General features: G+C 67.4%; 20 protein-coding genes. 9 read left to right on the top strand and 11 right to left on the bottom strand.

Annotated features, from left to right (window positions below):
• The first annotated feature begins 179 nt into the window (after positions 1-179).
• From egtA to egtD, 4 genes are all read left to right on the top strand, one after another.
• Positions 180-1,484 (top strand): ergothioneine biosynthesis glutamate--cysteine ligase EgtA, encoded by a 1,305-nt coding sequence (gene egtA, locus ON32_RS17890; RefSeq protein ID WP_051133386.1) that lies wholly within the window; start codon positions 180-182, stop codon positions 1,482-1,484.
• A gap of 67 nt (positions 1,485-1,551) precedes the next feature.
• A complete protein-coding gene (gene egtB, locus ON32_RS17885; protein ID WP_040792092.1) occupies positions 1,552-2,892 on the top strand; it encodes an ergothioneine biosynthesis protein EgtB in 1,341 nt (446 codons plus the stop codon).
• A 54-nt stretch (positions 2,893-2,946) separates the two neighbouring features.
• Positions 2,947-3,843 carry an ergothioneine biosynthesis protein EgtC gene (egtC, locus tag ON32_RS17880; RefSeq protein WP_051133399.1) on the top strand — a complete coding sequence of 299 codons (897 nt, stop codon included), beginning with the start codon at positions 2,947-2,949 and terminating at the stop codon, positions 3,841-3,843.
• Positions 3,840-4,811 (top strand): L-histidine N(alpha)-methyltransferase, encoded by a 972-nt coding sequence (gene egtD, locus ON32_RS17875; protein ID WP_040792091.1) that lies wholly within the window; start codon positions 3,840-3,842, stop codon positions 4,809-4,811. The genes egtC and egtD overlap by 4 nt, the downstream gene beginning before the upstream one ends.
• 11 nt (positions 4,812-4,822) lie before the next feature.
• Here the strand turns inward: egtD and ON32_RS17870 are convergent, their stop codons facing one another.
• The 10 genes from ON32_RS17870 to ON32_RS17825 all read right to left on the bottom strand — a co-directional run bounded on the left by ON32_RS17870 (position 4,823) and on the right by ON32_RS17825 (position 14,700).
• Positions 4,823-5,110: a winged helix-turn-helix transcriptional regulator gene (locus ON32_RS17870; RefSeq protein WP_051133385.1), complete on the bottom strand. Its 288-nt coding sequence runs from the start codon at positions 5,108-5,110 to the stop codon at positions 4,823-4,825.
• A gap of 75 nt (positions 5,111-5,185) precedes the next feature.
• Positions 5,186-5,761 (bottom strand): TerD family protein, encoded by a 576-nt coding sequence (locus ON32_RS17865; protein ID WP_040792090.1) that lies wholly within the window; start codon positions 5,759-5,761, stop codon positions 5,186-5,188.
• A gap of 35 nt (positions 5,762-5,796) precedes the next feature.
• A complete protein-coding gene (locus tag ON32_RS17860) occupies positions 5,797-6,282 on the bottom strand; it encodes a pyridoxamine 5'-phosphate oxidase family protein (protein ID WP_040792089.1) in 486 nt (161 codons plus the stop codon).
• A gap of 240 nt (positions 6,283-6,522) precedes the next feature.
• Positions 6,523-6,981: a flavodoxin domain-containing protein gene (locus tag ON32_RS17855; RefSeq protein WP_040792088.1), complete on the bottom strand. Its 459-nt coding sequence runs from the start codon at positions 6,979-6,981 to the stop codon at positions 6,523-6,525.
• Positions 6,982-7,089: 108 nt separating this feature from the next.
• The gene (locus ON32_RS17850) at positions 7,090-8,496 is read right to left on the bottom strand and encodes an MATE family efflux transporter (protein WP_083874619.1); all 1,407 of its coding nucleotides are present in this window, start codon (positions 8,494-8,496) and stop codon (positions 7,090-7,092) included.
• On the bottom strand, positions 8,496-9,539 hold the full coding sequence (locus ON32_RS17845; RefSeq protein WP_040792087.1) for a PLP-dependent cysteine synthase family protein: 1,044 nt from the start codon (positions 9,537-9,539) through the stop codon (positions 8,496-8,498). The genes ON32_RS17850 and ON32_RS17845 overlap by 1 nt, the downstream gene beginning before the upstream one ends.
• A 51-nt stretch (positions 9,540-9,590) precedes the next feature.
• Complete coding sequence (locus ON32_RS17840; RefSeq protein WP_373284319.1) at positions 9,591-11,030, bottom strand: alanine racemase; 1,440 nt, start codon at positions 11,028-11,030, stop codon at positions 9,591-9,593.
• Positions 11,021-12,031 carry an ornithine cyclodeaminase family protein gene (locus tag ON32_RS17835; RefSeq protein WP_174361647.1) on the bottom strand — a complete coding sequence of 337 codons (1,011 nt, stop codon included), beginning with the start codon at positions 12,029-12,031 and terminating at the stop codon, positions 11,021-11,023. The genes ON32_RS17840 and ON32_RS17835 overlap by 10 nt, the downstream gene beginning before the upstream one ends.
• Positions 12,003-13,166: a TauD/TfdA family dioxygenase gene (locus tag ON32_RS17830; RefSeq protein WP_040792178.1), complete on the bottom strand. Its 1,164-nt coding sequence runs from the start codon at positions 13,164-13,166 to the stop codon at positions 12,003-12,005. Before ON32_RS17830 ends, ON32_RS17835 begins: the two co-directional genes overlap by 29 nt.
• Before the next feature lie 328 nt (positions 13,167-13,494).
• Positions 13,495-14,700, bottom strand: a complete 1,206-nt coding sequence (locus tag ON32_RS17825) for a DUF7373 family lipoprotein (RefSeq protein WP_040792086.1) — start codon at positions 14,698-14,700, stop codon at positions 13,495-13,497.
• Between the two features lie 142 nt (positions 14,701-14,842).
• Between ON32_RS17825 and ON32_RS17820 the strand changes: the two genes are divergently transcribed.
• The gene (locus ON32_RS17820) at positions 14,843-16,195 is read left to right on the top strand and encodes an FHA domain-containing protein (RefSeq protein WP_040792085.1); all 1,353 of its coding nucleotides are present in this window, start codon (positions 14,843-14,845) and stop codon (positions 16,193-16,195) included.
• Positions 16,196-16,224: 29 nt separating this feature from the next.
• Here ON32_RS17820 and ON32_RS17815 read toward each other — a convergent pair whose 3' ends face one another.
• Positions 16,225-17,667, bottom strand: coding sequence for a neutral zinc metallopeptidase (locus tag ON32_RS17815; protein WP_040792084.1), 1,443 nt, complete (start codon positions 17,665-17,667; stop codon positions 16,225-16,227).
• A gap of 187 nt (positions 17,668-17,854) precedes the next feature.
• Here ON32_RS17815 and ON32_RS17810 point away from each other — a divergent pair, with 187 nt between their 5' ends.
• The 4 genes from ON32_RS17810 to rpsI all read left to right on the top strand — a co-directional run bounded on the left by ON32_RS17810 (position 17,855) and on the right by rpsI (position 23,303).
• Positions 17,855-20,470 carry an FHA domain-containing protein gene (locus ON32_RS17810; protein ID WP_040792083.1) on the top strand — a complete coding sequence of 872 codons (2,616 nt, stop codon included), beginning with the start codon at positions 17,855-17,857 and terminating at the stop codon, positions 20,468-20,470.
• 82 nt (positions 20,471-20,552) lie between these two features.
• Positions 20,553-22,145, top strand: coding sequence for a hypothetical protein (locus ON32_RS17805; RefSeq protein ID WP_051133382.1), 1,593 nt, complete (start codon positions 20,553-20,555; stop codon positions 22,143-22,145).
• 211 nt (positions 22,146-22,356) lie between these two features.
• Positions 22,357-22,800, top strand: a complete 444-nt coding sequence (gene rplM, locus ON32_RS17800) for a 50S ribosomal protein L13 (RefSeq protein WP_040792081.1) — start codon at positions 22,357-22,359, stop codon at positions 22,798-22,800.
• The gene (rpsI, locus tag ON32_RS17795; RefSeq protein ID WP_040792080.1) at positions 22,797-23,303 is read left to right on the top strand and encodes a 30S ribosomal protein S9; all 507 of its coding nucleotides are present in this window, start codon (positions 22,797-22,799) and stop codon (positions 23,301-23,303) included. The genes rplM and rpsI overlap by 4 nt, the downstream gene beginning before the upstream one ends.
• Positions 23,304-23,380 lie beyond the last annotated feature (77 nt).

Here is a 23,380-nt window from a genome sequence, read left to right as displayed (position 1 = left end):
GGCGCCGCGACAACCGAACGAGCGAATCGAGTCCCCAGATCGAACGAGACGGGGGCCCACCCGACCCTCCGGTCCCCTCCCCGGGATCGGCGAATCCACCCAGCGACGAACCCCAGTACGCATATCACGGCGACCGACAACCCCGATACGAAGATGTGAGCACCCCACGGGAGGTTGGTATGGCGGTCACGCTCGAACACCCGAAACCGGACGGCGGTAGCCGGGTGAGCGGAGAACTGTCGGCGCGCGCCGCGGCCGAGGCGTACACAGGGGGCGTCTGCTTCAAACTGGGTCCCCCGACGCTCATCGGGGCCGAACTGGAATGGCTCAGCGCCTGGGGATCGGCGCCGCCGACCCGGCCCCTCGCCGCCCCGCGTCCGCCACTGGCCGTGCTGGCCGACGCACTCGGACCGTATGCGCCGCGGTCCATCGTCCCCGATTCCCCCGCCTCGGCGCTTCCGGGAGGCAGTCGGGTCACCATCGAACCCGGTGGGCAGATCGAACTCTCCAGCGCCCCTTACCCCTCCGCCACCGTATTGTGCGCGCGGCTGAGTGCCGACCACGCTCGGCTGCGCGACCTGTTGGCTGCCCGATCCATTCGCCTGGTCGCCGCCGCAGCCGACCCCGAACGCCGCGCCCGCCGCCTGCTGCGGCTACCGCGTTATGGGGCCATGGAACGTCATTTCGCCGGTATCGGCCCCTTCGGCAAGCTCATGATGTGCAATACCGCGGCCACCCAGGTCAGCGTCGACAGCGGTGCCGATCGGACCGAACTCGCCGCCCGCTGGCGCGCCCTCTACACCGTCGGACCCGCTTTGGTAGCGGCCTTCGCCTGCTCGCCCGTTCTGCGCGGCGCACCGGTGGGGGACTGGGCATCCCAGCGGATGCGCACCTGGCTGCGCCTCGACAATGCCCGCACCCGTCCTCCCGCGGTGGAGTGGGCCGATCCGGTGGTCGGCTATGCCCGGTGGGCTCTGGACGCCCCGTTGCTGTGTGTCCGCCGCCGCGGCTCGGCCGATGCGGCGGGGGAATGCGAGTGGAGCGCACCGCCGGGCGCCACCTTCGCGGATTGGATATCCGGTGCGCTGGACGACGAGATCGGTCGTCGCCCTGATTCGAATGATCTGGACTACCACCTGACCACCCTGTTCCCGCCGGTCCGCGCGTCGGGGCATCTGGAGGTCCGATATATCGACGCCCAGCCGGGTGCCGGTTGGGCGGTTGTCGCCCAGGTGTTCGAGGCGCTCATGTCCACCCCGACGGCCGTGGCCGATGCCACGGCGGCCGCCGAGTCGACGGCCGAACGCTGGCTCGACGCCGCCCGCCACGGGCTGACCGACCCCGAGCTGCGCGCCTCGGCGGTGGCCGTGCTGGAAGCCGCCGCCGCGCACACCTGCGAGCCCGCATCGCGTATCCATGCCGCTATTCGGCGCTGCCGGGCCGGTACGGCGCCCGGGGTGGAGGACGCCGAGGAGCGAACGTGACGATCCGGAGATTCCCGAGGTCCGCCCGCACCTTTTCCGACAGTCCCCGATCGAGCGGAGCACCATTGTGACCATCCACCATCCGGGTACCGACCGATCCGATACCGAGCGGCTGCGCGAGCACATCGCCGAAAGCCTCACCCGGGCCAGGAACCGCACCGCCGCCCTCACCGACTGTGTGAACGAGACCGAACTCGTCGCCCAGCATTCCCGGTTGATGAGTCCGCTGGTCTGGGATCTGGCGCATATCGGCAACCAGGAGGAGCTGTGGCTGGTGCGTGGTGTCGGTGGTCGGGAGCCGGTGCGCACCGATATCGACGAGCTCTATGACGCCTTCAAACATGCCCGACCCGACCGGCCCGCTCTGCCGCTGCTGGGCCCGGCGTCGGCCCGCGACTATGTGCGAGCCGTGCGGGAAAAGGTCTGGGACGTATTGGAGCGCAACCCGTTGCGGGGCGATCCGCTGGTGGCCGGCGGTTTTGCCTTCGGCATGATCGCCCAGCACGAACAGCAGCACGACGAAACCATGTTGGCCACCCACCAGTTGCGCGCCGGCGCGCCGGTGCTTTCGGCGCCCGCCGCTCCCGCGGGAAGGGCCGAGGTGGGCGGCGAGGTGATCGTCCCGGGCGGGGAATTCGTCATGGGCACCTCCACCGATCCGTGGGCTCTGGACAACGAACGGCCCGCCCATCCGGTCCAGGTGCCCGGTTTCGCCATCGACGCGGCGCCGGTCACCAACGAGCAGTATCTGGCCTTCGTCGACGACGGTGGTTACCGACGGCCCGAACTGTGGTCGGAGCGTGGGTGGGCGTATCGGCAGGAGGCCGGGCTGGTGGCACCGCAGTTCTGGGAGCGGGACGGCGACGGACGCTGGTGGCGGCGGGTGTTCGGGGTCCGGACCCCGCTGCGTCCGCGGCAGCCGGTGGTGCACGTGTGCTGGTACGAGGCACAGGCCTACGCCACCTGGGCGGGTAAACGCCTGCCCACCGAGGCCGAATGGGAGAAGGCGGCGCGGTTCGACCCGGTCACCGGCCGGTCCCGCCGCTATCCCTGGGGCGACGAGGCCCCGGGGCCGGAAACCGCCAATCTCGGCCAGCGTCATCTCGAGCCTGCCGATATCGGCGCCTATCCCGCGGGCGCGACTCCCGCCGGGGTGCATCAGCTGCTCGGCGACGTATGGGAGTGGACCGCATCGGGATTCCACCCGTATCCCGGCTTTCGGGCGTTCCCGTACCGGGAGTATTCGGAGGTCTTCTTCGGCGGCGACTATCGGGTGCTGCGCGGTGGCTCGTTCGGTACCGATCCCGTCGCCTGCCGAGGCACGTTCCGCAACTGGGATCATCCCATCCGTCGGCAGATCTTCGCCGGGTTCCGATTGGCCCGCGACCTGCGTCCGGGAGAGGCATGAACCCGGCGGTGGTCGGGGACGGGACCGTTCGACGAGATATCGGGGCCGGTGGATATGTGTAGACATCTCGGTTATGTGGGTTCGCCGGTGCCGGTGGGAGAACTGCTCGTGCGGGGGCCGTATTCGCTGCGGGTCCAATCCTGGGCACCGCGGCAGATGCGCGGCGGTGGGACCATCAATGCCGATGGTTTCGGGGTGGCCTGGTGGCGCGCCGCCGATCCGACGGTGGAACGGGGCGCGCCTGTGGTGAGCCGATACCGCAACCCCGCTCCGATCTGGACCGATCCGGCCGTGGAGGAGGTGCTGCCGCAGCTGGTCTCGACGGCGGTACTGGCCGCGGTGCGCTCGGCGACGGTCGGAACGCCGGTGGAGCGCGCCGCCTGCGCGCCGTTCGCCCACGGACGCTGGGCGTTCAGCCACAACGGACTCGTGCCGGACTGGCGGTCGGTACTACCCGCCGTCCTGACCGAGTTCGACGACACCGCCGACCGTTCCGGCCGGCAGCAACCGTTTCGGACCGTCGATCTCCTGGCCGCCGAGTCACCCACCGATTCGGCGGCCCTGTGGGTGCTGCTGTGTCGGTTGCTCGACCCGGATATCGCCACCGCCGCGGCGGGTCTTGCCGACACTCCGACCGATCCGACCGCGACGGCCTTGCGGTTGCTTGTCACCACCGTGCTTCGGCACGCCCCGGATTCCGGTCTCAATTTGCTGCTCGGCAACGGTGACATACTCTGGGCGACCACCTGGTTCCACACCCTGTGGGCCCTGGTCACCGACGATTGCGCGATCCTCGCCTCCGAACCCTACGACGATGATTCGCGTTGGCAGGCCATTCCCGATTGCTGTGTGGTCCGCGCCGAACCCGGCCGGCTGACCGTAGAACCGCTCGATTCCCGCGACACCGCCCGGCCCGAGGCCGGCACCCGTATCGAAAGGGCCGCCCGATGACCGCACCTATTGTGGAAGTCCAGCTGACCGATGCGGATCTCACCGCCGCATTACGCGCCGATGTGCGTCGTGGACTCACCGCCGATCCCAAATGGCTACCACCGAAATGGTTCTACGACGCGCGCGGTAGCGAACTGTTCGAGCGGATCACCGCTTTGCCGGAGTACTACCCGACGCGCACCGAACGCGCTCTGCTGGAACACGTCGTCGGCGATATCACCCGGATCGCGCAGGCGGAGGTGCTCGTCGAACTCGGTGCCGGCTCCGCCGCCAAAACCCGCCTGTTACTGGATGCCCTCACCGCCGAGGGGGCGCTGAAGATCTACGTTCCCCAGGATGTATCGGCGGCGGCTCTGAAAGAATCCGCCGCCGCGATCGCCACCGAGTTCCCGGGTCTGGCGGTGCACGGGGTGGTCGGTGATTTCACCGGCACGCTGAACAATCTGCCCCGCGGCGGCCGACGAATGATCGCATTCCTCGGCGGTACCCTGGGCAATCTGGTGCCCGAGGAACGAGCGGAATTCCTCGGCGGCATCCACGATCTGCTGGAACCGGGCGAACGACTGCTGCTGGGCGTCGGGCTGGTCACCGACCCCGAGGTCCTCGTCGCGGCCTACGACGACTCCGCGGGGGTCACCGCGGAATTCAATCGAAACATACTGCGTGTGCTCAACACTCGGTTGGGCGCCGATTTCGTCCCGGAGAAGTTCCGCCATATGGCGCTCTGGGACGACGACCACGAGTGGATCGAGATGCACTTGGTCGCGACCGAACCGATGACGGTGAGGGTGCCCGCCCTCGACCTCACCGTCCGTTTCACCGCCGGGGAGCAGCTGCGCACCGAGATATCCGCCAAGTTCCGTCCGGCCGGATTGGATGCCGAACTGCGGGCCGCGGGCTTCGTCGCGGAACGCACCTGGACCGACCCCGACGACCGTTTCGCCCTGGTTCTCGCCGCCAGGGTCTGAATGTCGCGCACCTATCCGAAGATCCGGTCCGCAGGCGTCGCTTCCCGATACAACACCAGGACAGACCGTTTCGGAGAAGAATTCGATCTGCATATCCGCAGCGCCACCATCTTCTCGGTGATGCCCTGTACGTGCTCACGCAATGCGTGGAAGCGCAAGGGTCCGTTGCGGAGTGCTACCAGGATCAGCGTTGCCCGAGTGCTGGTGACCCGGCCGAGGATGGTCCGGGTCGGGCCCTTCTCGGCGAAGAGCTCTCCTCGGCGGCCGGCACCCGACGGCGGCGATGGAAGTGAACTCATGGTTCGGAGTGGCCGGAACGCATCGGACGGCGCGCGGTCGTGTCGAGCCGACGACCGCACGCCGTCCGCGACGAATCAGACGTTCACGCCGTAATCGCGGGCGATTCCGGCCAGGCCGGACGCGTATCCCTGGCCGATGGCGCGGAACTTCCACTCGTTGTTGTGCCGGTAGAGTTCGCCGAAGATCATGGCCGTTTCGGTGGAGGCGTCCTCGCTGAGGTCGTAGCGGGCCAGTTCGGCATTGGTTCCGAGGTCCACGACCCGGATGAACGCATTGCGGATCTGGCCGAAGTTCTGGCCGCGGGCGTCGGCCTCGTGGATGGAGACGGCGAAGAAGATATTGGTGATCGTCCCTGGCGTATTCGCCAGGTCGACCGTGATCACCTCGTCGTCGCCCTCGCCTTCACCGGTGAGGTTGTCGCCGGTGTGTTCGATGGTGCCCTCGGGGGAGCGAAGGTTGTTGTAGAAGACGAAGTGCTGGTCGCTCAACACCTTGAGGTTCGGGCCGGTGGCCAGGGCGCTGGCGTCCAGGTCGTAGTCGGCGCCGGTGGTGGTGCGCACATCCCAACCCAGGCCGACTGCCACCCGGGTGAGGTTAGGGGTCTGCTTGGACAGCGAGACATTACCGCCCTTGGCAAGCGTGACGCTCATGATCTCCTTCCTCGCGGCCCACTACGGCCGCCTCGTCAGTTCTTCTCCTCCTCCGCCCAGGACCGCAGAGTAGCCACCCGACCCTCCAAGGCGTGCAGTTCGCTCGGGTCGAGCACGGTGCGCTGAATGCCCTGGGCGACGGCGAAGGCGGACTGCCGATGATCATCGATCACGTCGACATCGATACGAACCGCCACATAGTCCGCAGCGTCCGGCATCTCTTCGGCGATCACCTTGGCGGAGCCACGTGCGCAGAGCGCAACATTGCCACCGCCGAGAATGAGCAGGGCCACCTGCGGGCGTTCACGCAACCGGGCCAGGGAACCACGATCGAATTTGAGGCTGATGAAGATCCGACGGTCACCGGCGCGTACCGGCCAGGATACCGGAATGGCATGGGGCGCCGGATCGGTGGTCACCAGGACCGCGATCGTGTCCTGTGGCCATTCGGGCAACACTTCCAGTTCGGGATGGTCGGTCGACGGGGTGTGCTGTTCCGTGGAACCAATTCCGGTTGCCATATCGTCCCCTCCTGGTCGGGCGTGCGCGACGGACTGTGCGGCACCGTTATCCAGTCTAGAACGCGACCACGACACCGTCCGGGGAAGTTCCCACCCGTGATACTGCGGAAACCTCGCTGTCCAAGCGGGATCCGGGCGCGGTGGGACGGAGCGTATCCCGGATTCCCGCCCGGTCGGTGTTCGCCGGTGTGGCAACCGATTCCGTGGCCCGGAGTGATCACGGGTCGGCGGGGACCATGCTCAGACGGTGGCGAGCGCCTCGGTGGGCAGCGGGAGGGTTCGAACCCATTCGCGCGCCATATCGGTGGGTTTCACCTCGGTCGAGGCATCGTGGCGAGCGTGTTCGCCCACCTGAACGGCGCCGAACGCGCGCAGCTTCTCGGCCGCTATCTCACCGCCGCGATTGAAGGTGTGGTCGTAGACGGAATCGCCCAGACCGAATACCGCGAATCGTAGACCGGTCAGATCGGGCGTATGGACGTCGAGGGCGTCGAAGAAGGGCTCGGCGCCGGTCGGTAGCTCGCCGTCGCCGTAGGTGGAGCAGACCACGATGTGGAAATCGCGGGCATCGAGCTCGGCAGGGTCGAAATCGGTCATATCGAAGATTGATACGTCGAGCTCGGTGAGTTCTTCGGCGATGCTCTCGGCGACCGATTCGGCCGTGCCCATCTCCGTACCGAACAGGACGACAACACGCATCGAACATGCTCCTTTCCATGGAAGTTTGGAAAGGCAATCCTAATCCGTGCTATCGAGGTGGTACACGACACCTCGACACTGGCGTGCGACCACCTCGGCGACCCTGTTTCAAGGCGAGGTATCGATGGCCTCCCGGGGCCGGGCGACGGCTATCCGCTCCCGCTCGGCGAGCAGGGCGAAATATCGGCGAAGCATGAGAATCGCGGTGGTGGCCAGGCCCGCGGTCAGGCCCCACCACACCCCGCCCGCACCCAGACCGACCGGGAACGCCAGCGCCAGTGCGCTCGGCAGGCCGACCAACCAGTACCCGATCAACGACAACCGGAAACCCGCATCGGTGGCCTTCAGCCCGCGCAGCAGACCGTTGCCGATGTTCTGCGCGGCGTCGAAGAACTGCAACACGATCCCGATCAACAGCAGTCCGCGCGCGATATCCGCGGTCGCGGTGTCGGCGGGATCCAGAAATGGTCGGAGCACGGCGTCCGGCGCCACCACGTACATCAGCCCGGTAACCGCCGCGACCACTCCCGCATACTGCAGGGCCAATCGGGCCAGGGCGCGGGCACGGGCCACCTCGTCCCGGGCCACGGACCGGCTGACCAGGATGGACACGCCCTGCGAGATACCGATCGCGACCTGGAAGACGATGTAGATCACCTGATAGACCACATTGTGCGCGGCCAGCGCGGCCGGGCCCAAGGTGCCCATCGCCAACGCCAGTACCGAGAACATTCCCGCCTCGGAACCATAGGTGAGCGCGATCGGGGTGCCGAGGCGCAATTCGGTCCGAACCGTCGCCGCCCGCACCGGCCAGGGCCGGATCGAGAGAGTGCGGCCGAGGTCGGCATCGTGGTGGACCATGGCCCACAACACCCCGAATGTGACGAGGAAAACCAGTGAGGTCGCCACCCCGATCCCGGTGAGTCCGAGCGCGGGCAGGCCCGCCCAACCGTGGATGAAGGCCAAGGCCAGGCCCAGGTTCAACGCGATGGAGCCGAGCGTCACCAGCAGCAGTGCCTGCGGACGCTGCATCCCGACGGTGTATTGACGCAACACCTGAAACCACAGGCACGGCAGCAGTCCCGGCGCCAATGCGACCATCAGCGGTCGGGCCTCGGCGAGCACCTCGGCGTCCTGACCGAGCCGGCGCAGCGCCCAACCGAGACCGACGAGGATCAGGCCGCCGAGCAGACCGGCCGCGGTGGCGATGAGAAAACTGGAGCGCACCACATCGCGGACCTCGTCGTCGGCGTCGACGCCGCGTTTCTCGGCGGCGCTCACCACGGAGGCCACCTGATTACCGCTGGCGGTGATCAGCCCGACACACATGGTGCGGATCTGGTTGAACAGCACCAGCGCCAGCCCGCCGGCGGCGACCTGTCGCACGCCGAGGGTGCCCATCAGGGCGATATTGGTGGTGGACACCGCGATCTGGGCGAGTTGGGTGGCGGCGATCGGGGCGGCCAGGGCGGCCAGGCGATAACCGTCGCCGCGGGAGCGAGTGAATGCCCCGATCACCGCGCTCGCACCATCGCACCACGGGATGGGCGCCGTCGGCCCGCGGGAACATAGCGGGTGAGCATGTCGTGTACCTCTTGTTCGGTTTCGGGGTCGAGCAGGTCGCGGACGGCCATCCATTCGTCGTCGAAAACGGTGTCGAGGTATTTCTCCCCACCGTCGCAGACGATGGTGACCACGGTGGAGCCGGGCGGAAACTCCTCGAGACGGGTCAGTGCCGCGTACACCGAACCTCCCGCGGAACCGCCGATCATCAGGCCGACTTCCCGCGCGAGGGCACGTGCGGTGGCGAAGGCCGCGCGGTCGGAAACCTTCAGTCCTTCGTCGAGCAACGAATAGTCGACGGCGGTGCCGATGGTCGCGCCGGGCGGGGTTCCGGTCCCGGACTGCCAGTACGGCCCACCCGGGCCGCCGAAGGCGATGGAACCGACCGGCTCCACCCCGATCACCCGCGGATAACAGCCGAGCTGGCGTAATCGGGTCGCGGTCCCGAACAGCGATCCACCGGTGCCGACCGCGGACAACAGAATGTCCACGGTATCCACATCGTCGAGCAACTCCTCGGCCACCGCGTAATAGCCGCGGGCATTGGCGTCATTGTTGTGCTGCTCGGTGAAATAGGCACCCGAACTCGCCGCCATGGCCTCGGCGCGGTCCTCTCGCGCGGAGGTGGCCAGGCTGTCGTCGCCCTCATCGGCGACGAACACCAGTTCCGCACCCATCGCTTGCATCGCGCGCAGTTTGTCCTTACTCGCGTGGTGATCGACAACCGCGGTGAAACGATAGCCGCGTTCGGCGGCCACCACCGCCAAGCCGAGCCCGGTGTTACCGGATGTCGATTCGATGATATGGCCGCCATCTTTCAGCAACCCTCGCTCTTCGGCATCGTCCACCATCTCCCGGGCCATGCGGATCTTGGCCGCCCCGGTCGGGTTGAACTGCTCCAGTTTGAGTAATAACCGGGTTCCGGTGGTGGTGATCGCCAATTCGAACAGGGGGGTGCGGCCGATCAGGTCGGTCACACGGGTGACCAGCGGCATGAGATCTCCTCGGGCGGTGGGCAGGTTATCGGACGGACGGCCGGCGACCGTTCAACCGGCGTCCAAGGTCCAGCGGAAACGACCACCCGGTGCGTCGTGCAGTACCACCTTCGGTGGGATGGGCAGTTCGTGGAACATGGATTCGTTCGAGTCCATCTGATATCCGGCGGTATTCGGATAGATGAGCAGGTCACCGGGTTCGGCCGGGCGCGGTAGCGGGATTCGGCGCCAACTGAGCATGTCCGATTCCAAACAGGTCGCGGCACCCACCACCGTCGGCGTGGGTGTACCGGGGCGGTCGGGCCACAGCAGCGGATCGGGCAGGTATTCGCTGTCGAACCACTGCTCGGAGAGGCTGAGGCTGGATCCGTCGACGGTGAGCAGGCGATATGGTTGCCCGTGCTCGTGTCGGATCTTGACCCCCTGCACTCGGAACACGGTGCTACCGGCACGGTCGACCAGGGCGCGTCCGGGTTCGATGGCGAGTCCGATTCCCGCGCGGCGCAGTCGATCGGCGAGCCCACCGTGGTCGAGGATCGCCGTGAGCATGGCAGAGCCGGGGTCGGGGAAATGGTAGGGGTAGTACGACTCGAATTTCTTGCCGGAGTGGAACCACCGGCGGGTGGCCTGCTCGCGGAATTTTATCCAGGCGGCCGCCGGCACATAATCCACGCCGAAGCCACCGCCGATCGAGATGGTATCGGCCGGATGCCCCGCGGAGCGGGCGGCCAGACAGCGGTCGATCAGCTCGGCGGCCAGCTCGGCGCGGGGGATCGAGTCGTATCCGGACAGGTGGAAGCTGAAGCCCGCGAGCCGAATCGATGGGTGATCGTGCGCGTCGCGGACCGCCCGGTCGAGTTCGTCCGGTGTCATCCCGAACCGACTGGTCGAGGCGGTCGGTAGCACGCGCAGCAGCACCCGTGTCGGAATGTCCAGGGCCGCGAGCCGGTGAAGTTCGCCGAGCGTGTCCAGGGCGATCAGCGCGCCGTGCCGCGCGGCCAACCACAGCAGGTCGTCGGATTTCTCCGGTCCGGTCACCATGAGATCCGCGCCGCGCACCCCCTGCGCCAGGGCCGAGGTGAGCTCGCCGATCCCGGCGACATCGACCCCCGCGCCGTATTCGGCGCAGGCGCGGGCCACACAGCGGGCCTTGTTCGCCTTCTTGCCGAAATAGACGGTCCCCCGGATGCCCGCGGCCTCGAATGCCCGGTGGAAATCGCGGATATTGCGGCCCACTCGCGGCGGATACATCAAATGGAACGGGCCGCCCACCGCGAAGGCGATATCGTCCAACAGGTTCGGATCATCGAAGACGCGCCGTTCCCAGGGATCGCGATGCGCGGGTAACGGGAGGGCCACGGTCCCGGCGTGATCCGACCGCGTGGGGGACGCCGTACTCGGCCGGGCGGGATCGTCATCCGCAGGAGCACCCTCGCTCGAGGGCCGGCCGTCGCCGTCGGCGGATACCGTTTCGGTCCGGCTCAATCCCACAGCGCGACCTCCGTGCCTCGGCCTTCGGCGATGGCGCGTTGGGCGAGGGCGTGCGCGACCGCGATATCGGTGAGTACCAATCCGCTGTTGTAGACGAAGATTCGTTCGTCCTCATGACGTCGGGCCACCGCTCGGCGGGCGAGTATCTGCGGGAGCTCGGCGTCCACCCCACGCAGCACACCCTGATCATCGGCCATATCCGTGCCGGTCAACGCCATTTGCGCGGCGCTGGTGGCGATTACGCGGTCGGCATCGTGCAGGGTCGAGGGGGCCAGTCCGTAGCCGACCAGCACCACCACCGCACCCGGTTTCAGGTCGGTCGATTCCACGGCGACCTCGGTGCCGGGGCCGGCGGTGGCCAGGATGACATCGGCGGTGCGGGCCGCGGCATAGGGGTCGTCGACGGTTTGCAGCACCGCGTGCGGTTGGTGGCGGGCCAGTTCCCGGTGTACCGCCTCGATTCCCTCGGGGTGGGTGCCGAACAGCATGAGTTTGCGCAGCTGCGGGTTGGCGGCAAGTAGATGCGGTAGTGCGTTGCGGCCCTGGGTGCCGGTGCCGATGATCAGTGCGCTGTCCGCTTCCCGGCGCACGGTCTCGCGGACCAGCAACGCCGAGACCGCGGGTGTACGAAGTGCGCCCACACGGGCGCAATCCATCATGGCGATGGGCGCGCCGGTGGTGTCGTCGTAGAGGGTGATGGTGGTGTAGTAGCGCTTGGTGCTGCGATCGTGTCCGGGATCGAATTTGTAGGAGGTCTTCATCGCGACCACCCGGCGCCGGCCGTCGCGTCCGAGCATGGCGTAGGCCACCGACCATCCATCGGGGTTGGCCACACTGAGTTTGCGTGGATTATCCGAATCACCGGCGGCGAGGGCGATATACGCGTCCTCCACCGCGCGTACCACTTCCGCGGGGGAAATGGGGACATCGGCGAGATCGCTGCGGCTCAGCACCCGTAGGGGGGTCGTCCGGTCACGTGTGCTCAACGGATCCTCGATCATCTGTGCCGTCCCGCTGTGTCTGTGCCGCGACCGTTTCCGGCCGGGCCGCCCCGAAGGGGGCGACGATCTGCTGACCGTATCCATTCTCCCTGGATTCGGTTGGGCGGCGCCGGCGTTCGGGTAACCGGATGTTCACACGTTTCAGCCAGCGGTCGGTGCCGTCGTAGCGCGCGGTGAACGGCACCCGCCCGTGGACGGCGACGTCGTTGTCGACGAGCAGCAGTTCACCGGGTTCCAGGACGGCCAGGATGCATACTCGTTCCAGTTCCTCTTCCAAATGTCGGTATGCGGCTCGGAAATCGGGGTCGGCCGCGTCGAGTGGGGTGTAGGCGGGATCGAAGCGAAGGGTGAGATCATCGGGGGTGGTATCGGTTTCGAATTCGTCGCTTTCCGACCAGATGGTGGGCACGGCGGGTGCGGTGGCCCGGTCGAAGCCGCATCCGTAGGAGACGTCGGGCAGGATCGGCAGGGTGGGGGTGCCGAGGATACGACGTTGCCGGGCATCGAGTTCCACCTGCCGCACCGACGAGACGGTGGTGCCGACGCGGTCGGGATTGCGCAGACAGGCGAGCATCAGCAGATTGGCGCGCCGTGGGTGGAACGCGTCCTCGGTATGCGGGCTGAGCAGTGTGCTACTGCTCGCCCCGGACTGTTCGTCCTCGTGGCCGATGGCGGGGATGATGTTGTTGACCAGGCGGCCGTTCTGCTGCCCTTGCCAGCCGAATGGTTCGCCCGCGAGCGTGGCCAGCAACAGCATGGCGATATCGATTTGGAACGAGCACGACCGATGGTCCGGATCGCCGCTCCACCGCGCGGCCATCCGCCAGTCGGGCGGGGTGGGGCCGCATTCGTCGTCGGTCAGGGGGAGACCGTGCACCACCGTGGCGCCCGTGGCGGTGGTGGGGGGACGCATGACCATCCGCGCCTCGGCAGGGAGTTCGCCCGCGCGCGCGGTGATCCGCTCGATCAATGCAGGATCGGTGAGGGTGTGTGCGGTGGCGCCGGGGGCGGGGTCGAATGTGATTGCGATCTCATATGCCAGCTCGCGGACGGCCTGTCCGGTCGCGGGGGACAGCTCACGGTGTTCGATACTGTGTGGGTGAAGCGTTTTACGTTCGGGAAGAACGCTTTTCACCAGGTATTCCCTTCTTCGCATCGGGTCGAAAAGCGGAGGCGACGATTCGATCTGCGAAGCTAATGCTTCTGTTCAGCTGGGGCAAGGCTTACCTAAGTGCCGCGTGGTGATAGCGATGCAGCATAGCGTGGAACGCATCGGGTGATCGGCTACGCGGCGGCTTCGGCGTGCTGCCTCGCTGTGAGATGGAACACGCTCAGGTTAGCCTGGCCTTAGGCTGTGCGCCAAACTGGGACATGGCGCGAGAAGCTCGACACCACAACGGATTCGGACGTATAGGACGAAGCGTTTCGGGAAGGGGCGGCGTCCGGGGATCGCAGAGACCGTCTCAGAGGCTATTGGCCAGTAGGGCGTACTGGGCGGCGACCTTCTGTCGCACCTCGGTCTCGTTGTCGCCGGACACCGTGGCCACATAACGCTTGTACAGCACGAAGCAGCGGAATCGGTATTCGCGCTGTGGGTCGCCGTCATCGTTGAGCCGCACGCATTTCGCGTCGGGCACATCGCTGGGGGCGGTATGTGTGTCGTAGTGATCACCCACGGTGTCGACCAGCCCCCGGAGCAGCCGTTCGGCGCCCGCCGCGTCCCGGGTTCGGGTGACCGAGCCGTTGTCGACGAGCGCGATCCGCTCGAAACCCGACTCCTCGAGCAGACGTCGTCGTTCGCGCTGGCGATACGCGGAATGGATCATGTAGGTGGGACCGTAGACGGCGAAGTTCTTCGGATCGGGGGTCCGTCCCTCACGATCGGCCACCACGACCCGGGCGAGCAGATTTTCCGGATCCACCTTCAGTGTGTCGAGTTCGTCGAACGGGGTCGGGTCGAACTTGCGCAGCCGGTCGAGTACCGCGGTGTAGGTCTTGTCGACCCAGTCCACCAGATCGGCGCTGTCGGCCCTCGGTCGTTGGATGAACAAGGAGACCACGAATTCCTCGTGTGCGAGGAACGAGCCGATCGTCGGGATGCCGGGCCGCCAGTGGATATACGCGGTGGGATGCTCGGTGGAGCTCAGGGCGCGGTTCTCCGGCGACACGCCGATATCGGCGTCCTCGAGTTCCCGTGCCGCAAGGCGCGCACCGGAGGCATCGGGGAAGCGGAGCAACACCGTGGTGACCACGGTGGCGCCGGGGGTGGGGCGTGATTGTCCCTGCGGATCGGGTCGGTCGGCGCCGCTGGCCCCGTAACCGACCACCATCCCGCGTTTGTCCAGCACCGGCTTGGAGACACCGGCCAAAAACTTGATCGCGGTCTGCGAATCGGGCACCAGTAGGCTGCCGCGACCGTACTCGAGCGAGGAATCGATCTCCACCGCCGGGGCGAGGGCTTCCGCCATTCGGATACCCTCCAACACCGGACCGCTGTCCACCGCATCCTGTGGATAGGTGTGTCGATCGGTGGGGAAATCACCGACGGCCAGGGTTCGCACATCGATTTCGGCGGCTGTGGGAACACCTGTTGTCCCACCGCATCCGGACAGAGTGCCCATCAGAACCGCGGCCGCCACGACGGCAATGGTCTGCGATGTCCGAAACATTGCGGCCTCTCGCTCCTCTCGACACTGCTCACGAAATTACCGGACCGCGGTCGAGATGGGGAGCGGGTTGTCGCAACGGCGTGCAATACCCTGATCGAGTGGCGACGAACCGATACCGCGATCGTGGTGGAGGCCGATTCCCATGAGGAATCGGCAGGTCGAGGTCGTCTCCGGCAGCCATGTCCTGGCGCTGGTCTCGGGTGTATTGGTGCTGGTCGCCCACCGGGAGGCGGGGCGCCCACACCCGGAGTCCACGGCTGTGGTGGTGGCGGAGGCCCTGGTGCAGGTGATCCGTGAGGTGAACGCCCGGGAACCGGATAACTCCGGCGAATCCATCACCCGGGCCGCGACCCGCTGGCTGATGCGGGACGCCGGACGGATCGGTTCGGCGCAGTCTCTCGATTTCGGCATCCTGGCCGCCGCCGACCCGGACCGGTTGACGATCTTCCTCCACGGGGCGGTCACCGCGGTATGTGCCGGAGAGCGAGTGGAGCACCACCGCGGCCGGGAGGCCCCGTTCACCGTCGAGCGTGCCGTGGCGATACCGGCCCACGCGGCGGCTCTTTTCGTCGACGATGCCGCGGGCGGTGTTCCCGAACTGCCGGCCGAACGCGGAATCGGTTGGCTGGTCGAAGGGATCGCCCAGGCCGGCGGGGCGATCCTGTGGTCGGACCGGGCGCGGTACCGGCGCGGCGCGGCGATGGTCGAGGCCGCCGAGACCGAGGAATCCGGCGCCGAAACGGCACCCACCGGATCCGGTGACCGGAACGAACCCGCGGGTCTCGAACAGACCGGAGGCAGGCATTCCACGGCCGTACCACCGAGGCGAACCACCGACACCCCCGTTGCGCCGATGGCCGTACCCGCTCCCGAGTCGTACGGGGCCGATATTCCCGACCTGCACCGGGCCGCCACCGAGCATGCCGACAGTCTGCCTTCCCCCCGACCGACCTCGTCGCCGACGGTCGACCCGGAACTGCGGCGTCGCACCGAGGCCACCGCAAAGGGCACGGCTCTGACCGGGAAGGTGTTGGGTTTCAAATGCGCCCGTGCGCATCCCAGTGACCCGCGCTCGGCGTTCTGCACCGTCTGCGGTATCCCGGTCGACCAGACCCAGCCGCTGATCGAAGTGGTGCGTCCGCCGCTGGGCATGCTGGTCCTCGACGACGGCACGCCCTATCTCATTACCGGAGACACCGTCATCGGGCGCGATCCCGAACACTCCGAGCAGGCGCGGCGCGGACTCGTACCGCTGCGGATACCGGACACCTCCGGCGGAATGTCGCGGGCGCATGCCGAGCTGCTGCTGGTCAACTGGGATGTGACCCTGCTGGACCGGGGGTCGACCAACGGTACGCACACCCGGCTACCCGGACAGCCCACCTGGGTGAGGCTCCTGCCCAATGTGCCCATGGTGTTGGTGCCGGGCACCGAGATCTCGATCGGCAACCGGATGCTGCGTTTCGAACCGGCCGCGCCCCCACCGTTCGGTTAGCTCGTCGGGGCCCTGCGTGATCGGCGCGATCAGTCGGAATACCTTGACATACAGGTGGTTTCGCCATTGAGGACGCCCGCGCGGAAAGCGTCCACCCGAGCGAAACCGCTCGGCACGGTCCGTCCCTCGAGATCGCTGGCCGCCAGGCCGTCGGCGAGCAGTCCCGAGACGGCCTCGTCCAGATCACCCGCCGCCAGGGTGATATCGCCTCGGTCCCGACCGGGCTCGGCCAACTTCGCCGTCACCACCCCGGACAGGCAGGCCGTGCGCAGACCGGTCTTGGCGCCGACCAGATCCTGGCCCTTGCTGTGCTGGACGGCCAGCGCGTAGCGGGCGATGAACACCACATAGCCGTTGTAGTCGCCGTCCACCTTGACCGGCAGCGGGTCGTCGGGGTCGATGTCGGAATCGCCGCGGGCGGCGAGTGCGTCGACATCGGTGGCGATGGTGTTGGTCGTCGGACAGTAGGAAACCGGGCGGGTGCTCGGCCCGTCCGCGCAGTCGATGGTGAAACCGCTGTAGCTGTAGGTCGGGCGCTCCGGGAGCGGAAGGATCACATCCAAGGCCTTGGTGAGTTCGACCAACGCCTGTTGGGTGATGGGATACTCGCCCCCACCCGGGTCGTTGCGGAAACTCTGGGGCAGATCACCACGGCGCTGCTCGATCTCGGCCATATCGATGCCCTCGCACGCTCGAGGGCCGTCGGTGAAACCGATCTGCACGGCGGTGACCCGTTCGAAGGCCGAACCGTGCACGCTGTCGGGGTCGTCCGGATCGGAATCGCGAATGGCGACGGTGGCGGCGAGCACCGAATTCAGGCCGTCGGAGGTGTTGATGGTGAAGTGCTTGGAGTTGCCCTCGGCCACATGGCGGATGAACGCCCCCGCGAAACAGTCGGCCTGCTGCTCCTTGACGATCACCGGTTCGTCTCGCTCGACGATCTCGGCCATGGTCTGAATGGCGTGTCCGTACTCGTGGGCCAACACCATCACCACCGACATCTGCCCGAAGGTCTCCGCCATGGTGGGGAGCAACAGTGCCCGGTCCCAGCCGATGGAATTGTCCAGCCGGCAGTAGCCGGCGTTGATCAAGCGGTGGGTCGATTCGGTGCAGAACTCGATCGACCTGTCGCGAGGAGCCTTGGCGCTCCACGAAACCAGCTTCTCCACCGGGCGGAATTCGCCGTCGAATTCCTGGTCGAAGCGCTCGCGCCAGTATTCCTGGATGTCCTCGACGGCATTGAGGGCCAGGGTGTCGATCTCTCCGCCGTCGGAGTTGTAGGCGGTCAGCGAACTGTTCTCGACATCGGGGCGGGGGCCGTTCGGGCCGCTGGTGGTGGGCAATCCGGCCACTTTGAACGGATCGTCGTAGACGGATACCGCATGGCCGCCCACCGACCGGGTGCATCCCGCGGAGAGAGCCAGGGCGCACAGCAGAACGGCGATGATCGCGGTGGCGCGGAGTCGTGGCATGAACTCCCCCTCGTCGGCCCCTGGGGGCGTCTGGTGTGGCTCTCCGGAACGAACGGTGGGCACCCCGAGGCGATCGGTCGCGCATGACCGCCGAGAGCGTCCGTTCGGATGGAGTGGACGCGGACCGGACTTCACGCCGAAACCAGGGGCACCTCCCATGTCCCGATGATCGAATAGTATCCGCTGCATGTCTTCACCGGGGGTACGCACCATAACAGTGCGTCATGATGGAACCGAACGTGTCTTCGATTCGAGTCAACGGATCACCCTGGGACGTGCTCCCGAGGTGACCTTGTTCGTCGACAGTCCGCTGGTCTCGCGGGTGCACGCCACCCTCGCCTGGCAGTCGGGCGCCTGGGTGCTCACCGACAACGGCAGTACCAATGGTGTTTTCGTCGATGCGCGGCGAGTAACCCGGCCCGTGCAGATCGATCGGCCGACCCAGGTGAGGCTCGGTGACGCCCTCATCGGTCCGCTGCTGTCGCTCATCCCGACCGGCGTTCCGCAGACACCGCAACCACATGTGAGTGGGCCCGCCCCGCAGGTCCACACCCCGATCTCGCAGCAGCGTCCGGCCGGACCCCGACCTTCGGCCCCGCATACCGGCCCGCCGGCCGGTCACCACACCCCGCCACACGGTCGGTCGACGCCCACCGGACATCGGCCACCGGCCGGGCCGACACCGCACAGCCGGCCGATCCCGGCGCACAGCGGACCCATCTCCCAGCCGCCGCGCAGCGGGCCGCAACCCGTACCGCCGTCGCCACCCACCATGAACATGACGGCCAAGGCGAGTATCGCGGCCATGCCGCCGGTGCGCGCCAGGACCGGTACCGAACCCGTCGCCCGCGCCGACCGGCTGCCGCCCGGCGGGCTGGCCATCGGCCGTACCGCGGACAACCAGATCGTCGTCAACGATCCGCTCGCCTCCCGCAAACACGCCCGCCTCGTCGCCGGCGCCGAGGGCCTCACCATCGAGGACCTGGGCTCCGCCAACGGAACCTTCGTCAACGGCATTCGGCAGCAGCGGGCGCTGCTGCACGAACGCGACATCATCACCATCGGTAATGTCGACTTCGAGGTACAGCAGGGCACCCTGGTGCACCGGCAACGGCCGGTCGCCGAGCAGGGCCTGCAGGTGCACGGGGTCGGGTTCACCGTCGAGGGCAACAAACAACTGCTCGTCGACGTCAACATGCAGGCCGGACGGGGTACCCTCACGGCGCTGATCGGCCCGTCCGGAGCGGGTAAGTCCACACTGTCCCGGCTGATCGCGGGGACGACCCAACCCTCCGGCGGTGTGGTGACCTTCGAGGGGCGCAATCTGCACGCCGAGTACGAGGCGCTGCGCTCCCGAATCGGTATGGTGCCGCAGGACGATGTGCTGCACCGGCAACTCACCGTGCGTCAGGCCCTCGGCTACGCCGCCCAACTGCGCCTGCCGCCGGACACCACCAAGGCCGACCGGCAGCAGGTGATCGACGGTGTGTTGCGGGAACTATCGCTCACCGAGCACGCGAACACCCGAGTCGACCGGCTGTCCGGTGGCCAGCGCAAACGCGCGTCGGTGGCCTTGGAGCTGCTCACCGGTCCCTCGCTGCTGATCCTCGACGAACCCACCTCGGGACTGGATCCGGCGCTGGATCGCCAGGTCATGATGATGCTGCGCGAACTGGCCGACGCGGGCCGCGTGGTGATCGTGGTGACCCACTCGGTGGCCTGCCTGGACATGTGCGATCAGGTGGTGCTCTTGGCTCCCGGCGGTAAAACCGCCTACGCGGGCAACCCCGCCGGTGTGGAAGCGGCGCTGGGCACCGGCGACTGGGCGAAGATCTTCGCCGATGTGGCGGCCAACCCGGATCAGGCGTTCGCCGCCTATCGGGCGCGGCAGGCGGTGAACGCGACACCTCCGGCGCCGCCGTCCAGGCCGCCCGGCGGTACGGGTTCGCCACCCAAATCGAGCCGCTGGAAACAGTTCTCCACCCTGTCGCGGCGACAGATGCGGCTGGTCCTCGCCGACCGCGGTTATCTGGCGTTCCTGATCCTCCTGCCATTCGTGCTGGGAGCTCTGACTCTGGTCGTGCCGGGGGACAACGGTCTGGCTCGTGGACCGCTCACTCAGACCGACGACGGTTCGTTCATCCCCACCGGTGGCAGCGAGAGTCAGCAGCTGCTGGTGGTGCTCATCCTGGGCGCCTGCTTCATGGGGTCCACGCTGACCGTGCGCGATCTGGTCGGTGAGCGCACCATCTTCCACCGGGAGCGCGCCGTCGGACTGCACCCCTCGTCATATCTGTTGGCCAAGGTCGTTGTGTTCAGCGTTTTCGCGCTGCTGCAATCGGCCGTGCTGGTCGGATTCGTCCTTCTCGGCAAGAAGCCGCCGGGCGAAGGTGTGATGCTCATCTCCGGCTCCGCCGAGCTGTACATCGATATCGCCGTCACGGCGGTGTCCTGTGTGGTGCTCGGGCTGCTGCTGTCGAGTCTGGCCAGATCCAACGAGCAGGTGATGCCATTGTTGGTGGTGGCGATCATGTGCCAGTTGGTGATGGCGGGTGGCATGATCCCGGTCACCGATCGGGTGGTTCTCGAACAGCTGTCCTGGCTGTTCCCGGCCCGGTGGGGCTATGCGGCGGGCGCGGCGACGGTGAACATCCGCGAACTGTTCATCCAGGCCCAGCAGGACTCGTTGTGGGAGCACAGCAAGGACATCTGGACCTTGGACGTCGGCGTGCTGGCCGCGCTCACCCTGGTGATGGCGGTACTGACCTGGTATCGCCTGCGGTTGCGGAAGTCGGCCGCGTGAACGGGGGAACGGGGCCGAAGCGGTGCGTCGACCGCGAGTCCGTGGGGGCGACGAGCGTGTCGCGCGCCCACCAGGCACACTGATGCCTGTGACGGTGCGAATAGGGGCAATACATCTCGGGTGGGATGTGGTGTCCGTGGCCGCGGGTGGTGGTGGGATGCCCATCCGTCCGGTTCAGGTCGAGGGTAGCTACACCACCCCGGCGTATCTGTTGGCCGATTCCTCCGGGCGGCTGTACACCGCAGGTGTGGAGCGACGGCCCGATCTGGGACTGGCGATCTCGGATGTCCGCGACATCCTCGGACATGCGCAGATCGTGGTCGCGGGGGCGACCTGGCCCGCCGAACTGGTGTTCCGTGCCCGGCTGTACAACCCGCTCGCCGCCGTGGGCTCCTACCTGCGCGGTAAACCCGATCTACTCGCCCTGCCGTACCCGGACGGATGGCCGGACGAGAAGGTGGACCTCTACTGCGCGTTGGTCGAGCAGCTCGGCGTCGCGGTCGAACCGATCCCGGAGTCCATCGCGTTGTCGGGGTATATGCGGGCATTGGGTCTGGTTCGGCCGCCGGACGGCCGGTCGCCGAACGGAACCGGCGCGACCGGTGTGTACAGCGACGGACGCACCGTGCTGGTGGTCGCCGTGCACGGGGACGACGAACAACCCACCGCGTCGACGGAACTGGAGCTGAATCCCGACGCCGCCCGGGAGACCCGGATAGCCGACGATATGGTGATCGAGGTGATGGCCGCGGCGCGGCAGATCGGCGCCGACACCTCCAGCGTGCTGTTCGCCGGGAACGCCAGTGGCAACGAACGGTTGAAGTTCGCGTTCCGCAACCAGTTGGGTCAGCGGTTCCATGCCGCCGACCATCCCATTCACGCGCTGGTTCTCGGCGCCACCCATCTGCTGCTCAACGAGAACGCCGCCGAGCCGCCGGGTGGTCACCCCGCGGAGCCGGAGCCGCCACGATATCCCACTCCACCGGGCCACTATCCGCCCGGCGGTGGGCCGCAGTATCGTGCGCCGGGGCCCGCGCCGCAGCAGGGAGGCGACCCCGGACAGCCGGCACCCGGGCCGGGAGGGTATTCCTCGCATGGCCCGGCCGGTCCGGACGGGGGTAATGATCCGACCGTTCGGATGAGTTCTGCGGACATGTCCGCCGCTCGGCCCGTCCGGGTGGGGGAACGCGGTGAAGATCGACACGGACACGCCGAGTTCGCCGTCGCCGAACATTCGCAGCACAGGGGCAAGATCTGGGACAAGATGAAGGACAATCTGTTCGGTGCCCATTCGGTGGTCGGTGCGATGGCCCTCGCGGTGGTGGCCCTGCCGTCCCAGGGCACGGTCATCGCTCCGATGAGCGTGCACACCGACCTCGGGTCCGCCGTGGTCGGGTCGGATCGGATCGTGTCTTCGGTTATCACGCCGGTCGGCTGTTCCCCCGCTCCCTGGGTGATGATCGACCCACAGGACGACATCGTCCCCGGCGGCATGGTGACGAGCGATCGCGTCGACGATGCCGATCCCTCGGGCACCCCGCCCGCGCGCTCCGACGCGACCGCCGCCCGCGATGGTTCGGTGCAGGACTGTGTGGAAGCGGGGATCGATACCCTCCGCTACCTCATACCCGGGCCGCCGGGCGCGGTCGATCCCGGTCCGCCGATCGATATCTAGTCGGGTCGGGATCCGCTCGGCCCGTGTGTGCCGAGCACGGTTTCGCCGTGCCGCGGCCTGCGGGCACAGGCGTGTGCCCCGGTGTGATTCTCGGCTGGTATCGTGGCCTGCCGGTGTGTGGAGTACATCGAGGCCCGGGTCTCAACCGGCCGCCGGGGCCACCTCGACCACGCACCTGGCCGGCAGCACCGACGACAGACAGGGAAACACTGTGCCTACGTACAGCCCCAAGGCAGGTGACGTGACCCGCAAGTGGTACGTCATCGACGCCACTGACGTAGTGCTCGGCCGTCTTGCCGTCCAGGCAGCGAATCTGCTGCGTGGCAAGCACAAGCCGACCTACGCCCCGCACGTGGATGGTGGCGACTTCGTCATCATCATCAACGCCGACAAGGTTGCCGTCAGCGGCAACAAGAAGCAGGACAAGCTCATCCACCGGCACTCCGGGCATCCCGGCGGCCTGAAGTCCCGCACTGTCGGGCAGGTGCTGCAGACCCGACCGGAGCGCCTGGTGGAGAAGGCCGTCAAGGGCATGATCCCCAAGAACAAGCTCGGCAACTCCATCGCCGGCAAGCTGAAGGTCTACGCGGGACCGACCCATCCGCACGCGGCGCAGCAGCCCGTTCCGTTCGAGATCAAGCAGGTGGCCCAGTGACCGCTCCCGAGGAATACAACGAGTACGACGAGGCGGTCGTCGAGGACGCCGCCGCCGAGGTCCTCACCGGTGAAGGCTACGTCGAGGAGTACACCTACGCTGCCCCGGCGCCGATCGATCGGCCGGTGCAGGCCGTCGGTCGCCGCAAGGAGGCCGTGGTCCGGGTGCGGCTCGTGCCCGGCTCGGGCAACTTCGTCCTCAACGGCCGGTCCATCGAGGACTACTTCCCGAACAAGGTGCATCAGCAGCTGGTCAAGTCGCCGCTGGTGACCGTCGAGCGCACCGAGACCTACGATGTGCTCGCCCGCCTGCACGGTGGCGGCCCGTCCGGTCAGGCCGGCGCGCTGCGCCTGGCCATCGCCCGTGCACTGATCGTGGCCGCGCCCGAGGATCGTCCCGCGCTCAAGCGCGCCGGGTTCCTCACCCGTGACCCGCGTGCCACCGAGCGCAAGAAGTACGGTCTCAAGAAGGCGCGCAAGGCGCCTCAGTACTCGAAGCGCTGATTTCGGCTTTGCCGCTGCCACCGCCTCTCGGTCGCGCCCCCTTTCCGGGTGGTGGTGCGGTTTCGGCGGCAGCCGCT

This window comes from Nocardia paucivorans NBRC 100373 (genome assembly GCF_000308675.1).
GTDB lineage: Bacteria > Actinomycetota > Actinomycetes > Mycobacteriales > Mycobacteriaceae > Nocardia > Nocardia paucivorans.
This window is presented reverse-complemented; position numbering and strand designations above follow the sequence as displayed.